We start from the raw sequence: 15,557 nt of genomic DNA, 5'->3' as shown, positions 1-15,557 counted from the left end.
ATAGATAGAGGAAATAAGAAATTTTTATGAAGTCGATTACAGTAGAAGAACTGGAACAACAAATAGAGAAAGACAAGGCAGTCATTCTTGACATACGTGAGCCGGACAATTTTAACCGGGGGACGGTAGACGGGGCAGTCAATGTCCCGTTGTCTGATGTTAAGGAATATGCGGCCGGTATTGACAAAACCAGTACAGTATATGTGATGTGCCACACCGGAGATAAGAGTATGGACGTAGTGAATTCACTGACGGATGCCGGGTTTTCTGCGGTGAATGTGGCAGGTGGTTACAGAGCCTGGCTAAGACTGAAACTCAGTCAGACTCTGTCGGAAGACTCTTTTGCAAAACAAAAGACTGCGGATATTGAGCGCAGTATTATTAAAAAATTCCGGAAGAGTATCTGGCGGAAATTCACAAAGGCAATACAGGAGTATGAACTGGTAAAAGAAGGGGATAAGATTGCAGTGTGCATATCCGGCGGGAAAGATTCCATGCTGCTGGCGAAGCTCATGCAGGAGTTAAAGCGTCATGGACAGGTTCCCTTCGAACTCGTATTTCTGGTTATGAACCCGGGGTATAATGAATATAACTGGAGAATTATAACAGACAACGCGAAGCTTCTGGGAATACCGCTGACGGTATTTGAATCTGATATTTTTAATATTGTTGCAGATGTGGAAAAGAGTCCATGTTACCTCTGTGCCAGAATGCGCAGGGGATATTTGTACTCCAGAGCAAAGGAACTGGGCTGCAATAAAATAGCCCTGGGACACCATTTTGATGATGTAATAGAAACGACTCTTATGGGAATGTTCTACAGCGGAAAAGTTGAGACAATGATGCCAAAGCTCCACAGCAGGAACTTTGAGGGGATGGAGCTGATCCGCCCTCTGTACATGATCAAAGAAAATGACATTAAAGCGTGGAGAGATTATAATCAGCTGCATTTTATACAATGTGCCTGCCGCTTTACTGAACACTGCAGTGTATGTGGGGGAGAGCATGGCTCCAAGCGGGACGAGATGAAGCAATTGATTGCAGAGCTCAGAAAAACAAGTGATCTGATTGATATGAACATTTTCAGAAGTGTGCATAATGTAAACCTAAATACCATAATAGGGTATCATGATAATGAGGGGAAATACAATTTCCTGGACGATTATGATGAAAAATAGAGTGGTGGGCTGCAGGATAAATATTCCTGCAGCCCACCGTTTTGCTTGTGTATTGTTGTCAGAATATAAACTGTACCTCTGGTTTAAATGAAAACAACGGGCTTAATCAAATCCCTGGGCTTTTCATCCATGAGTTTGAAAGCATCTTCAATCTTATCAAAACCATTAAATGTATGTGTAATCAGCTTGGTGGTATCGACTCTTTTATTCTCAATCATCTGGAGCATTTTGCTGATCCGCAGTGCACCTCCCGGGCAGAATCCTCCCCGGATTGTCTTGTCTGCCATTCCAAGTCCCCATGAAAAAGCAGGCATGGCAAGAGTTTCTGAAAGATCGAAGAAATTTACATTGGAAATGCAGCCGCCCGGCTTTGTCATGTCTACGGCCTGTCGGAAGCTTTCGGCATTGCCACCGGCTATAATGGCCGAATCAGCTCCATCCTTTGTCATTTCCAGAACCTGCTTTACAATATCACCCTCTTTGTAACTGATTATATCCGTTGCACCATACTCTTTTGCAACAGCGACACAGTTTGGGCGTGTTCCGACTGCAATGATTCTGCCGGCACCCTTTAATTTTGCTCCTGCAACCGCCATCAGACCGACAGGACCGATACCAATAACTACTACAGTGTCACCGAAGCCTATATCTGCATTTTCAACTCCATGGAAACCTGTGGACATCATGTCAACCGTCATAACTGCAGCCTCGGGAGCCACCTTCTCAGGAAGGAGTACAAGATTGGCATCTGCCTGGTTTACATGGAAATATTCTGCAAAAGTTCCATCTTTTGAACCCAGAAACTTAAAGCTTGCCATAAGCCCTTCATCATGGGCAGTGTATTCACCTTGTGTGTTCAGAGAAAGCCAGTTAGGCGTACAGCAGGGAACTACAACAACATCACCGGGTTTAAAATCTTTTACCAGATTACCTACTTCTGCAATCTTGCCGACTGCTTCATGTCCTAAAATCAGATTGGTCTTTTCACCGTTACCGCCGTGCAGAACATGTGTATCGGAAGAGCAGGGGGCCACGACCATAGGCTCTACAATAGCATCCAGCGAACCGCAGACGGGTCTGTCCTTTTCTATCCAGCCGGCATTATTAATTGAAAACATTCCATAACCTTTCACTTTTGTTACCTCCTTAACATTATCGTTAAAAATTTATCCTATTATTTCATTATAAGACATATAAGGATACTAAACAATGGCAATTTGAAAATAATGTGTATTTCTTAACAAACAATATTAAATACCTCGCAGCTTGCTGCGGGGTATTTGACTTTTGAGATTAATAAGGTTTTCTTCCCATGTCCACAAAGATTTGCTATAATCTATAAAAAGGGCTCATACTGTGTATTATTGTAATATACAGGAAATATCATCATGTACACAGTATAACCCAAAAGAGAAATGGAAGGGATACTATGATCGAAGAACGTGTGCCAAAATATTTTCAATTAAAAAAAGCAATTATCCGTAAGATTGAGGAAGAGGAGTACTTGCCGGGCGGACTGATACCGAGTGAGAGAGAGCTGATGGAGCAGTATCAGGTCAGTCGAATCACTGTGAGGAAGGCAATTGATGAATTGGTGGTAGAAGGATATCTCTATAAAATTCAGGGAAAAGGTACATATGTCAAGACGGACGAAAAAGGAAATGACTTATTTTCTCTTGTAAGCTGTACGCAGGCCGTACGTAATATGGGGATGACGCCGACCAAGCAGGTTATAATGGCAAATATCCTGACTGCCGACAAGAAGCGGGCAAAAGCGCTTAATCTCTCGGATACGGATCAGGTATTTCAGCTTGGCCGGGTTTTGTATGCAAATGGGGAACCGCTAAATTATACTCTGACTTATCTTCCCCTGAAGTTGTTTCCCAGGCTGGAAGAGCATGATTTTGGGAAAGAATCTCTGTATATGGTGCTGAGTGAAGAGTATCATGTGAACATTACAAAGGCAAGGCGCACTGTGGAAGCTGTACTTGTAAAAGACGAGATTGCGGAGTATCTGGATATTGAGGCGAAAATGCCTGTGATATTGTTCGGGTGTACAACTTACGGTGAGGTGAATGGGCAGGAAATACCGATAGAAAATTTTAAATGTTATTACAGGACAGATAAATATAAATTTTATATTGACCAGGTGGCGCAGTAATACGTTATATTCAAAACCATTGTATGAAGTTTAAATTTCAGCAATGGTTTTTTTGTTGTATAAATGTTACAAAACAGCCATGCGAAATCTGTGTAAATTGGAGAAAAGGACATCAGAATATAGAAAATTCGTATTATAGTATTGACTTTTCACTGAAATGGACTATTATATAACTGCAACTGATTATGACGACATGACATCATAATATGATAGAACGGCGGGAGGAATGGATGGAAGAAGAACGTATACCTAAGTATTTTGCACTAAAAAAGGAACTGATTCAGAAAATTGAAGAGGAAGAATTTATTCCTGACGATCTTATACCGAGTGAAAGGGAGCTGATGGAACAGTACCAGGTCAGCCGCATTACAGTCAGGCGTGCAATCGATGAATTGGTTACGGGCGGATATTTATATAAGGTTCAGGGAAAAGGCACTTATGTGAAAAGTGATGCTTACAGTCAGAACCTTTTTGCGATTACCAGCTGCACGGATGATGTGAGGCGCCTGGGAAGAAATCCTTCTAAAAAGGTGACAGTGTGTGAGATTGTTCAGGCAGATACAAAGAGGGCAAGACTTTTGCATGTGGCAGTCGGTGATGAACTGCTTTGGCTCGAGAGAGTGACAATGGCAGACGGAGAACCTTTGAATTACACCATTACCTATTTGCCGCGAAAACTGTTTCCAGGAATTGAAACGTACGATTTCAATACACAGTCTCTGTATGAAGTACTTCAGAAAAAATATGGTGTAAAATTTATAAAATCTCGCAGAACCATAGAGGCCGTTCTGACAGAAGAGGAGATAGCAGAGTATCTTGATATAGATGAACAGATGCCGGTTATCTTATTCGGAAGCACAACATATGGAATTGTTCAGGGGAAGGAGCTGCCCATTGAAAGTTTCAAATGTTACTACCGGACAGATCAGTACAAATTTTATCTGGAAGAAGGAACATCGAGATAGAGAGGTCAATCATAATCACTCTGAAAAAATCAACGAGGTGAAAGGAGAAAGAAAAGCATTATGAAAAAAGCAGGAAAGTCTTTGAGCGTTTTACTGGCGGCGGCAATGATAGCGGGAAGTCTGACAGCGTGTGGGGGAGGTAAAGATGATGGGCGTGCGGACTCCGGCGAAAAGAAAGATGTAAAAATCGCGATCGTCTGTGATTCTGCAGGGCAGAATGATAATGGTTATAATCAGACTGCAGTGGAAGGAGCAAAAAAGGCAGCAGATGAGTTAGGAGTTGAATATAAGGTAGTAGAGCCTGAGAATGGAGTTCCGGCAGCACTTGAAACACTTGCAGAGGATGGTTATAACGTTATTTTCAATCTGGAATATGACTTTGACGCTTTGATTAAAGGCGTAGGTGGTTCTGAGCCGATTGCCGTGATGTACCCGGATACCACATTTGTCTGCGTAAATGATAATCCAAACCAGTATGATGATGGAAACGTAATTCATGATAATGTAATCTGTGCTCTGTTTGATGTGCATGAGGCTTCCTATATTGCAGGAGCCTTAAGCGTACAGGTACTTGAAAATAAGGACATCCTGTTTCCGGCCGAAAACTATAGTTTTACAGATTTAGATAAAGGCGGACGCACAATCGGGTTTGTGGGGGGAACCAATTCTAATGGTATTACCGTATTTTCCGATGGTTTTATAGAAGGCATCAACAAAGCAGCAGAAGATTTAGGCGTGAACTATGATTATTATGCAAAGTATGACGCAGGATTTTCTGATCCGGCGACCGGCAGTACAGTGGCAGGTACATATTATAATCAAGGTGCGAATGTGGTATATGCAGTGGCGGGAAGTGTCGGAGACGGTGTTGCATCCAAAGCGAAAGAAGAGAAAAAGCTGGCAATCCATGTGGATGCTGACAAAGATGACATGCAGCCAGGATATATTTTGACAAGTGTAATAAAGAACACTTCCGTTCCTGTATATGACATTACGAAAGCATATGTAGATGGTACAATCGATGATATGGACAGACTGCAGACCTTTCCTCTGGCATCGGGAGCTACAGATATTACAGAGCTGACACAGATCAAACAGGCAATTGCTGATACAGACGAGGCACAGGCAAAATGGGAAGAGATTATGACCTACGTTGATGACTTGAAAACCCAGATTGCGGATGGGAAAATCAAGGTGACAAATGCTCAGATTGGAGAAGCGTTTGACCCGTCTGCATGCAAGAATGTAACAATCAAATAATTGAGAAGAGGGTATACACATGAGTATGGTAGAGGTGGTTGATCTGACGAAAAGGTTCGGCGGCTTCACTGCAAATGACAAAATCAGTCTGAGCGTGGAAGAACAGGAAATCAAATGTATTGTCGGGGAAAACGGCGCCGGAAAATCTACACTTATGAATATGCTCTATGGCTTATTGCAGCCCACCAGCGGGAAAATTCTGATTCGTGGAAAAGAAGTTCAGATGAGCAGTCCCATTGATGCAATAGCAAAAGGTATTGGCATGGTGCACCAGCACTTTAAACTGGTGCCCAGCCTTACCGTGTATGAGAATATTTTGTTAGGTGTTGAAATAAAAAAAGGAAAAACGCTTTTTGTCGACCAAAGAACGGAGATTAAAAAAGTCCGGGAATTAATAGACAGGTATCATTTTGAACTGGACCCTCTGGATAAAATTGAAGATATTTCTGTGGGAGGAAGGCAGCGGGTAGAAATTCTGAAGATGCTTTACCGAAATGTTGATATCCTGATACTGGATGAGCCCACAGCTGTACTGACTCCTCAGGAAGTTGATGATCTGATGGTAAGCCTGAAGAATCTGAAAAAACAAGGGAAGACCATTATTGTGATTACACACAAGCTGCGTGAGGTTATGGAACTTAGCGATAGTGTGACGGTTATCAAGAAGGGAAAAGTAGCCGGTCATGTAAAGACAAAAGACACCAGTGAAACAGAGCTGGCACAGATGATGGTTGGAAGAAATGTTGTGCTGACTGTCAGCAGCGAAAGAAAAGGACCTGTTTCAAAGGATATAATATATGAAGTAAAAGATTTATGTACGATTAACGAATCTGGAAAGGAAATGGTGTCGGACCTCTCTTTTAGAGTACATAAAGGAGAAATACTGGGAATCGCAGGGGTGGAAGGAAACGGTCAGTCTGAACTAGTAAAATTAATGACAGGTCTGATGGAATCGACAAAAGGCACCATCACATTTTTAGGAAAGGATATTACCAATCAGTGGCCTGCACAGCTCCGCAGGGAGGGAATCGGCATTATTCCGGAGGACCGCTATGCCCAGGGGCTTTGCAGCGATATGAGTATTTCTGACAACTGTATCGCAGGATACCATGGGAATCCAGATGTCTGCAAAAAAGGGATTTTTAATCAGAAGGCAATCTGCGCAAAGCGTGATAACCTTATTGATGAATTTGATATTCGTCTTGGGGATATCAATGAAAAAATAGGTTGTCTGTCCGGCGGTAATGCACAGAAGATTATTGTGGCAAGAGAATTATCAGCGGACCCGAAGCTTCTGATTGCATGCCAGCCCACCCGGGGAGTTGACATTGGCTCCATTGAATCTATCCACAAACATATTTTAAAGTTCAGGGATGAAGGAAATGCGGTCATATTAATCTCCTGTGAGCTTTCTGAAATTTTGAGCCTTTCGGATAACATGATTGTCATGTACAAAGGAAAAATTTCCGGCCGTGTCAGTCAGTCTGAAGTGGAAACAGAGAGTATCGGACTTTTGATGGCAGGTATTCAACCGGGAGGCAAGGGGGCAGTTCATGAATAAAAAAGAAGGCATCATAAGAAATATACTCAATTCAATCCTGCCGATTTTCCTGGCGTTCGTTATTGGAGGCGTGGTGATAGCCTGTATTGGCGAGAATCCAATGGAAACATACTGGATTTTGCTGAAGAAATCTTTCCTGTCATCCACCGGTTTTATGAATACACTGCACTATGCATCTCCCCTGATTTTGACAGGTCTGGCGATTGCAGTAACTTTTAAGGCAGACCTTTACAATATGGGCGTAGAAGGGCAGATGCTATTCGGAGGATTTTTTGCGGGAATTGCAGGAGCTTATATCACTGGCATGAATCCATTTCTGCACAAGTTTATTTGCTTTGCGGCAGGTGTTCTGTGTGGAATGGCATTTGCATTGATTCCCGCATTATTGAAAGCAAAATGTAGAGTAAACGAAATGGTTGTGACACTGATGCTGAATTACGCCATGGCAAAAGCATTAGAATTTTTGTCGACAGGAGTTTTTCGAGATTTAGGCTCTGGCTATGTGGCAACGCCAATCATTAAAGAAAGTGCTATGTTTTCCAGATTTGGACGTTCACGCCTTACCATGTTTTTTGTAATTGCAGTGATTGTCCTGATTATCATGTATGTGGTGATGAAAAAGTCGAAGTTGGGATATGAAATTACTGCAATTGGGAAAAATTCGGAGTTTGCAGAGGCAACCGGTATGAATGTTGCAAAGAAGACAATTGTTCTTATGCTGCTCAGCGGTGCTTTAGCTGGTCTTGCAGGTGCAGGTTATATGATGAGTGAACAGTTTAAATATACGTTGAATTTCTCGGGAACACCGGGGCTTGGATGGGATGGAATGCTGATTGCCCTTCTGGGTGGACATTCTCCGGGCGGAATATTAATTGCAGCTATTTTCTACGCAGCATTAAAAACAGGAAGCGACAATATAAACATGTACACAAACGTCCCAAAAGAAATTGTGGCATTAATTCAGGGACTGATCATTCTGTTTCTGGCAGTGAAATTCATTTCTGAACGAATGGATTTAAAAGGGAGGAGGCTGCATAATGGAACTGATCAATAACATTCTGTATGATACTATTTATCATAGCACTCCGATTATCCTCTGTGTAACCGGTGGGATGTTCGCTTATAAGGCAAACGTATTGAATATTGCACTGGAAGGCATGATGCTTAACGGTGCGTTCATTTCTACACTTGTAATGTTTTTTACGGGGAATCTGCCGCTTGCGGTTTTCCTTGCAATTTTGACTACTCTTGTGTATGGACTTGTATTTTCCTTTATGGGCATTACGTGTAAGGGAAATGTGATTGTAGTAGGGCTTGCCATTAACCTGATTGTCCCTGCCATAGCGGGATTTGTGATGAAAATGATGGAAACAGCTAATATCAACCTGAAAAATGTGAACATTACAAAATATAAAATAAACATCCCACTGATAAAGGATATTCCAATCATTGGAAGCATTTTAAGCGGTCATCCGCCTATCACCTATCTGGCATTTATAGGGATCGCCATATTTGCAGTGCTGATGTATAAGACACGGTTTGGAATTTATGTGAGGGTAGTTGGTGAGAATGAGGATTCAGCCAGAAGCATTGGTATTAAGACGGGTTTCTACAAATATGCTGCAGTGTTAATTGGAGCATTCTGCTGTGCTCTTGCGGGTGTTAACCTTTCGGTGGAACGACTGGGGCTGTACACCAATGATATGACGGCGGGGCGCGGCTTTATTGCAATTGCTGCAATTTATTGCGGACAGGGTGAGCCGGTACTGTCTTCACTCTATGCAATTTTATTTGGAGTGGCAAGGTCGCTGGCTGTCAACTTGAGTATTTATGCCGGGCCAGCGGCAGGATTATTTGACATTATTCCTTATATCATTATGGTAGCAGTTCTTGCGGCGGTGTCCATTGTTAAACATAAGAATGTGAAAGTCCGTGGATTTAAGTGTTAAGTAAAGTCAAAGACCCCGCAGCAAGCTGACGGGGCATCAAACTCGCAGCGCAGCAAGCTGCGGGGTATTTGACCCTCGCGGCAGTCGCCAAATGGAAATGCAAGCATTTCCGCTTGGCTCGTTGCTCGCGGGAATAAAAGAATGGGGGAAGGACAGTGGCAAAGACAGCACTATTAATCGTGGATATGGTAAAAGATTTTACAGATCCGGATGGACTTGTGTTTTATCCGCAGAATAGGGAAATCCTTCCGAAAATCTGCAGGGTTCTGGATAAGTGCAGGGAAAAAGATGTTTTGATTGTTTTCCTTGCCCACTGCAACAGAAAGGGAAAGCATGACAGGAAAGCAGAGACTATGCGTCCCAACTGTATCGAAGGGAGCGGCGGAGAAGAGATTGATTCGATGCTTCCGGTAGAAGAGTCTGATTATGTGATAAAAAAAAGGCGTTACAGTGGATTCTTCGGCACGGATTTGGATCTGGTACTAAGGGAAAACGGTGTCAGAAATGTAATCATTGTGGGCACAAAGACCAATTGCTGTATTCGTGCAACAGTTACAGATGCATTTTATCTTGACTATGAAGGGTATGTTATCAGTGATTGTGTGGCAACAAATTCTGAAACAGTTAATCAGGTGCATCTGGAAGATATCCGCAAATATCTGGGGCATGTGGTAGACAGTGAAACATTGTTTAAAATGCTGGATGAAGGTGCATTATAAGCGGTAAATCTAACGTAGGAAAGGATAAACAAGTATGAAAGAATATGACGTGCTTACCAGTGGGTATGTCAGTATGGATCACATCATTAAGGTAGCTTCACCTGTAAAAGCTGGTTTTACTTCCCTTGTTACGAACAAGAATAACAGCCAGGTCCAATATGGAGGCTGTTCCGTCAACATTGCCTATGCACTTTGCAAGCTGGGAAAAAAATCGCTTCCGGTTATAAGGGTAGGCGGGGATTATGAATGCAATGGATTCAAAAGGTTTCTGAAAGACGGGAAGGTTCCTCTTGACGGTGTCAAGGTTTTGAAAGAAGAGGTTACTTCTATTTGCTATCTTATTCAAGATAACAATAATGACCATATTGCTATTTTCTACCCGGGGGCGATGGACGGGAAGCTTGCAGAAAAGCTGGAGGATGGGCTGTTTAGGAAGACAAAATTAGGGGTGATTACAGTAGCCGCCAGGCAGGATAATGAGGAGTTTTTCAAACAGTGTAAGAAATATAATGTGCCGGTGGTATTTGGCATGAAGGATGATTTTAACGCATTTCCGGAGGCGTTTTTAAAGGAACTGCTCACAGGAAGCAAAATTATTTTTACAAATGAAGTGGAGCGGGGCATAATTGAAAAACTCTATGGGTTTCGAGATATCACTGAACTATTCGATATCGGTGAGGCAGATATCATTGTGACTACGCTTGGGAAAGACGGAAGTATCTGCTATGAACGAACCGGACAGGGGGTACAGAGGGAAAAAGTCGGAATTTGTCCTGTAGAGCATGTGGTAGATGCGACTGGTTCCGGGGATTCTTACATGTCAGGTTTTTTATACGGTTATCTGAATGGAAAAAAAGCAAAAGAATGCTGTGTGATGGGCAGTGTGCTTTCCTGGTTTGTGCTTCAAAAAGAGGGGTGCTGTACAAGTCTGCCGACAGAAGAGGAATTTCTAAAAAAATATGAGGACTGGATATCAGGGAGGTCATGAATGAGCACATTATATTTGGGGGCTGATAAAAGTAATATATCACAATATGTATTGTTTTCAGGAGACCCGTGGAGAGTGGAAGTACTGAGACAATATTTACATAACCCACAGAAGGTTGCATTTAAAAGGGAATTCAATACGTATACAGGGACATACAAAGGGGTGGAAATTACAATAACCAGCACCGGTATCGGTGCACCTTCTGCGGCAATAGCAATGGAAGAAATGTATGAGTGCGGCATGGAAGTGGCGGTGCGAATGGGAACGGTCATGGCGCTGCAGGATGATATGCTGGGGAAATTTATCATCCCCATTGCGGCAATGAGAAGAGAAGGAACAAGCAGTTCCTATGTGGATATGACCTACCCTGCAGTTGCAGATATTGATTTAGTAAACTGTATGAATCAGACTGTAACCGATATGGGGGCTGAATACAGAAATGGATTGAACTGTACTATGGATGGCTTTTACAGTAAAATGCATGATTCACGCTTTTCTTTGGAATGGGGGCGGGACATGTCAGAAATCTTCGCAGAATTAAAAAAGCTGCAGGTAACAGGAATAGACATGGAATCGGCGTGTATGCTCACGGTCGGCAGGCTGATGGGAGTTAAGACCTGTATCGTGACTATGACGACAGTTCTGGAGAATTTAAAAGAAGAACTCCTGGGACAGGCACGGACAGATGCAGAAGATTTACTCTGCAGGACAGCGCTGGAGGGCATTTACAGATTCAGTAAATGCAGATAATTTTTGAGGAAAGGAAAAGGTGATAAAGATATGAGCAATGAGAAAATATTAAAGGTGGGGGATACAACGATAATAGGGATGGTACATTGTCTTCCTCTGCCGGGAACACCCGGTTTTGACGGAGATTTTAACAAAATTATTGAACATGCGGTGACTGATGCGGTAACCCTGGAAAAAGCGGGAGTTGATGCGCTGATTGTGGAAAATATGGGCGATACTCCGTTTACGGCATTATTATCCACTGCCCAGGTTGCAGCATTATCAGCCGTTGCTTATGCGGTGAGACAGAAAGTAAAGGTACCAATTGGAATAGATGCTGCATTTAATGACTGCAAGGCATCACTTTCTATCGCAGGAATTGCAGGGGCGGATTTTGTGAGAGTTCCTGTTTTTGTAGATACGGTTGTATTTACAGACGGAATCATCCGGCCGGTTGCGAGAGAGTGTATTGACTTTAGAAAGCAGCTGGGTTTAGAGCATGTAAAGGTTCTGGCGGACGTTCAGGTAAAACATGTTCATATGCTGCTGCCGTATATCACGATTGAACAGTCTGCAAAAGAGGCGGCAGATAACGGTGCCGATGGAATTATTGTGACAGGAAGTGTAATTGGGGAAGAAACGCCGCTGGATATGATTGAACGTGTGAAGAAGGTTGTAAAGCTTCCGGTCCTTGCAGGAAGCGGCGTGAAGGCTTCTAACATTAAACCGCAGATGCAAATCGCAGACGGCGCAATTATAGGATCCAGCTTGAAAGAAGGGGGAATACTTACAAATCCGATTTCCTATGATCTTGTCAAAGAGGTCATGGATGGTCTGGCATAAAAAGGAAGAGAAGGTGATAAATATGATGAGACCAATGAAACTAGCAGGGAGCCAACTTTTGTTCGGGGAAGGCTGCCTGGAGCATTTAAAGTCATTAAAAATAAAAAAAGCCTCTATTGTCATTGGAGGAAAAAGTGTGGTAAAAAGTGGTATTCTGGATAAAGTAGAAAACTATCTCACCGAAGCAGGTGCCAAAATACAGCTCATTGAAGGGGTGGAACCTGATCCCTCTTTTGCCACCGTTTGGCGTGGGGCAAAAGAGATGCAGACCTTTGAGCCGGATTTAATTGTTGCACTGGGAGGCGGCTCTACTATGGATGCTGCAAAAACAATGTGGGTGTATTATGAGCATCCAGAGCTTAATACACTGGAAGCACTCCTTCCTCCGAATGAGTTTCCAAAACTGAGAGAAAAAGCACTGTTCTGCTGTATTCCGTCCACCGCAGGGACAGCAAGTGAAGTCTCCCGTTCTGTTGTGATCTCCGACACAGACACAGGAATTAAGCATGGAATCGGAAATATGGAAATGATGCCGGACATTGCAATCTGCGACCCGGAGGTGACTCGTTCTATGCCGCCCAGGATTACGGCAGAGACGGGTATGGATGCCCTGACACATGCCCTGGAAGCTCTGGTATCCAACCGCGCAAATTATATAGCAAATGTCCTGGCATCCCAGGCTGCCCTGGATATTATAGAAAATCTTCCGAAGGCATACAGAAACAGTGATGATATAAAGGCAAGAGAAAATATGCTGAACGCATCTATGGCGGCAGGTCTGGCATTTACAAATGTGTCTCTTGGGATTGTACATTCTATGGCCCATACGCTGGGTAGTTGTTTTCATGTACCTCATGGCTTGTGCAACGCAGTTTTACTTCCTTACATTATCCGTTTCAACGAAAAAGATAAGAGGGCAGCAGATATTTATGTGGCATTTGCAGACAAAGCAGGAAGTGATAATTTGGTTGTTCTGGTAGAAGGACTGAACAACGAGTTAAACATTCCCTCTGTATTGAAAGAAATTATTCCGGATGAAGCAAAATATATGTCCATTCTGGGTGAAATGGCAGAGATGGCAAAAGCAGATGGCTGTACAAAGACTAATCCGATTATTCCAGGTATAGAGGAACTAAAAGAGCTATTTATCAAAGTATATAAAGGGGAATAAGACATGGAGATTATCTTGTATTTATCCAATGGATATCCAACACTGGAAAACAGTTATCAGACGGCGATTGAATATGCGGATGCAGGCTGCCGCATAATGGAAGTTGACTTTCCCTCAAGAAATCCGTATCTGGAAGGGCAATACATAGCAGACAGAATGGCAAAAGCCCTGGAGGCCTGTGACGATTATGAGAAGTACATGGAAAGCATGGTGAAAATGAAGAAGCTTCTGCCGGAAGTACATTTCCTTGTACTGGCGTATGAAAATACGGTAGAAGAAATCGGTACAGAGCATTTCATAGAATTCTGTAAAGAAAATGATTTTAAGGATGTTCTGCTGGTTGGGTTAAAAGGAGAAATTATCAAAAACCAGATTATAGAGAGCGGATTAAAAGTATCCTGCTATGTGCAATTCCATATGCTGCCGGAAGAAATAGAATCAGCGAAAGCGTCAAACGGATTTGTCTATATGCAAGCAAAACCAAATGGAAATATAAATCCAGATTTTCCAACACTGAAGGATTGTATAAAGCATTTGAGAGACTGTGGCATTGAGAGGCCAATTTACTGCGGTGTGGGTATACATGCTCCAAAAGACGTGAAAATGGCAAAAGAGGCGGGGGCAGATGCAGCATTTGTGGGAAGCACAATATTAAAACTGCATGAAGATGTGCCGGCTATGAAGGGAATGATACGTAAGTTTAAAGCGCAGTGTTGACTATGGGCAGAGGCATATAAAATCTTAATTTTATGAAAAGAAAGAAATTCTGTAAAATTCAGGGAAATTAGGCCCTGTTGAAAAACAACTTGAAATCCGTTGTAGATTGCAGTACAATAAATATACAAAAAGGAAAGCACCCACTCCAAAAGTGGATGCCTCCCGGTGGGCTATTTACCTCTCAGTGAGAGGTGCCCGCTCCGTGGGCTGACGGGGCGGGCTATTTTTTGTCCTTGTCGTTTCTCTTATCGAGAAAGGCAAGTAACGCAATGATGAGGCTTCCAAAGGACATCAGCGTTATTCTACAGGGTATTTTCAATACTAGTTCTATATGCTAATCAGATTACATTTCCCTATTATTATTTGCAATATTATAATTTACAATTGACATAAGCAGCAATGCAAAATATAATAAACAAGTAAACGTAATAAATATGAGTTTCGTTCGAAAACTATTTGGACGTTATAGGAGCTGATTTATGGGAAAAGTAGAAGACAGACAATCCAGAATTCTGGAGATACTAAGTACTAATGAAAAGAGTGAAGTAAGGTCGCTGGCTGATTTGTGCGGGGTATCTCTTGTGACTGTCAGAAAGGATTTGACAGAGCTGGAGGAGCGGGGACTGCTCCGCCGTGAGCAGGGATATGCAATTTTAAATGATGAAAATGATATGAGACGCCGTCTTGCAGCTAACCACTCTATAAAAATCCGGCTTGCAAAAGAAGCTGCTGTACTCATAGAAGACGGGGATACGGTTATGATTGAATCTGGCTCCTGTTGTATTCTGCTGGCGGATGAAATTAGTCATACAAAGCGGAATGTAACAATTATCACTAATTCTGTCTTTATGGCGGATTATATTGGGATGGCCCCCAATATCCACTTGGTTTTGCTGGGAGGAGATTATCAATCTGATTCTCAGGCTGTTGTGGGGCCGATTACACGGCTGGGCGTTCAGTCTTTTCATGTAAAATACTTTTTTGCCGGCACAGACGGCTATTATTCTCATACAGGCTTCACAGGAGATAATCATCTGCGGGTAGAGACTCTGAGAGATATGGCAAGAAACGCGGAGGAAGTGGTAATTCTCACGGAATCCTGTAAGTTTACGAGGCAAGGCATTGTCCCTGAGTTTTCTCTGGGGGAGATTCAATATCTGATTACGGATGCAGGAATTCCCGGGGATGTTGAAAGAGAGATAAAAGAACATGGTATCCAAGTGATAAAAACTAGTGTATTGACACGTTGACATTTTGCTAAATAACTTGCCTGAATTTCCAGCCGCTGCGTTGCCGTCAATCGACGTAGCCACCGC

At 42.6% G+C, this 15,557-nt stretch carries 15 protein-coding genes; 14 read left to right on the top strand and 1 reads right to left on the bottom strand.

Translation table 11 applies throughout. The annotated features are described in order from the left end of the window. The first annotated feature begins 26 nt into the window (after positions 1–26). Positions 27–1,178, top strand: coding sequence for a rhodanese-like domain-containing protein (locus tag EDD59_RS02655; RefSeq protein WP_132378625.1), 1,152 nt, complete (start codon positions 27–29; stop codon positions 1,176–1,178). Positions 1,179–1,261: 83 nt separating this feature from the next. On the opposite strand, the gene EDD59_RS02650 is transcribed toward EDD59_RS02655, so the two are convergent. Further along, the gene (locus tag EDD59_RS02650) at positions 1,262–2,311 is read right to left on the bottom strand and encodes an NAD(P)-dependent alcohol dehydrogenase (RefSeq protein WP_132378623.1); all 1,050 of its coding nucleotides are present in this window, start codon (positions 2,309–2,311) and stop codon (positions 1,262–1,264) included. Positions 2,312–2,607: 296 nt separating this feature from the next. Here EDD59_RS02650 and EDD59_RS02645 point away from each other — a divergent pair, with 296 nt between their 5' ends. From EDD59_RS02645 to EDD59_RS02585, 13 genes are all read left to right on the top strand, one after another. Next, positions 2,608–3,339, top strand: coding sequence for a GntR family transcriptional regulator (locus EDD59_RS02645; protein ID WP_132378621.1), 732 nt, complete (start codon positions 2,608–2,610; stop codon positions 3,337–3,339). A gap of 230 nt (positions 3,340–3,569) precedes the next feature. Beyond that, a complete protein-coding gene (locus tag EDD59_RS02640; protein ID WP_132378619.1) occupies positions 3,570–4,304 on the top strand; it encodes a GntR family transcriptional regulator in 735 nt (244 codons plus the stop codon). 60 nt (positions 4,305–4,364) lie between these two features. Then, entirely contained in the window at positions 4,365–5,564 is a 1,200-nt protein-coding gene (locus EDD59_RS02635) for a BMP family lipoprotein (RefSeq protein ID WP_165920840.1), read from the top strand. Positions 5,565–5,583: 19 nt separating this feature from the next. After that, positions 5,584–7,125, top strand: a complete 1,542-nt coding sequence (locus EDD59_RS02630; RefSeq protein WP_132378615.1) for an ABC transporter ATP-binding protein — start codon at positions 5,584–5,586, stop codon at positions 7,123–7,125. Beyond that, positions 7,118–8,179, top strand: coding sequence for an ABC transporter permease (locus EDD59_RS02625; protein ID WP_132378613.1), 1,062 nt, complete (start codon positions 7,118–7,120; stop codon positions 8,177–8,179). Before EDD59_RS02630 ends, EDD59_RS02625 begins: the two co-directional genes overlap by 8 nt. Next, on the top strand, positions 8,163–9,074 hold the full coding sequence (locus EDD59_RS02620) for an ABC transporter permease (protein ID WP_132378611.1): 912 nt from the start codon (positions 8,163–8,165) through the stop codon (positions 9,072–9,074). The genes EDD59_RS02625 and EDD59_RS02620 overlap by 17 nt, the downstream gene beginning before the upstream one ends. Before the next feature lie 155 nt (positions 9,075–9,229). Continuing rightward, a complete protein-coding gene (locus tag EDD59_RS02615; RefSeq protein ID WP_132378609.1) occupies positions 9,230–9,793 on the top strand; it encodes a cysteine hydrolase family protein in 564 nt (187 codons plus the stop codon). A 34-nt stretch (positions 9,794–9,827) separates the two neighbouring features. After that, the gene (locus tag EDD59_RS02610; RefSeq protein ID WP_132378607.1) at positions 9,828–10,781 is read left to right on the top strand and encodes a carbohydrate kinase family protein; all 954 of its coding nucleotides are present in this window, start codon (positions 9,828–9,830) and stop codon (positions 10,779–10,781) included. After that, the gene (locus EDD59_RS02605; RefSeq protein WP_132378604.1) at positions 10,782–11,531 is read left to right on the top strand and encodes a nucleoside phosphorylase; all 750 of its coding nucleotides are present in this window, start codon (positions 10,782–10,784) and stop codon (positions 11,529–11,531) included. A 30-nt stretch (positions 11,532–11,561) separates the two neighbouring features. Continuing rightward, positions 11,562–12,353, top strand: coding sequence for a BtpA/SgcQ family protein (locus EDD59_RS02600; protein ID WP_132378601.1), 792 nt, complete (start codon positions 11,562–11,564; stop codon positions 12,351–12,353). 22 nt (positions 12,354–12,375) lie between these two features. Continuing rightward, on the top strand, positions 12,376–13,524 hold the full coding sequence (locus tag EDD59_RS02595; RefSeq protein WP_132378597.1) for an iron-containing alcohol dehydrogenase: 1,149 nt from the start codon (positions 12,376–12,378) through the stop codon (positions 13,522–13,524). A 3-nt stretch (positions 13,525–13,527) separates the two neighbouring features. Beyond that, on the top strand, positions 13,528–14,241 hold the full coding sequence (locus EDD59_RS02590) for a tryptophan synthase subunit alpha (RefSeq protein ID WP_132378593.1): 714 nt from the start codon (positions 13,528–13,530) through the stop codon (positions 14,239–14,241). A 479-nt stretch (positions 14,242–14,720) separates the two neighbouring features. Next, positions 14,721–15,491: a DeoR/GlpR family DNA-binding transcription regulator gene (locus EDD59_RS02585; RefSeq protein WP_132378590.1), complete on the top strand. Its 771-nt coding sequence runs from the start codon at positions 14,721–14,723 to the stop codon at positions 15,489–15,491. Positions 15,492–15,557 lie beyond the last annotated feature (66 nt).

This window comes from Muricomes intestini (assembly GCF_004346165.1).
GTDB lineage: Bacteria > Bacillota > Clostridia > Lachnospirales > Lachnospiraceae > Muricomes > Muricomes intestini.
The sequence above is the reverse complement of the archived record's forward strand: the minus strand, read 5'-3'. Positions and strand labels throughout refer to the sequence as shown.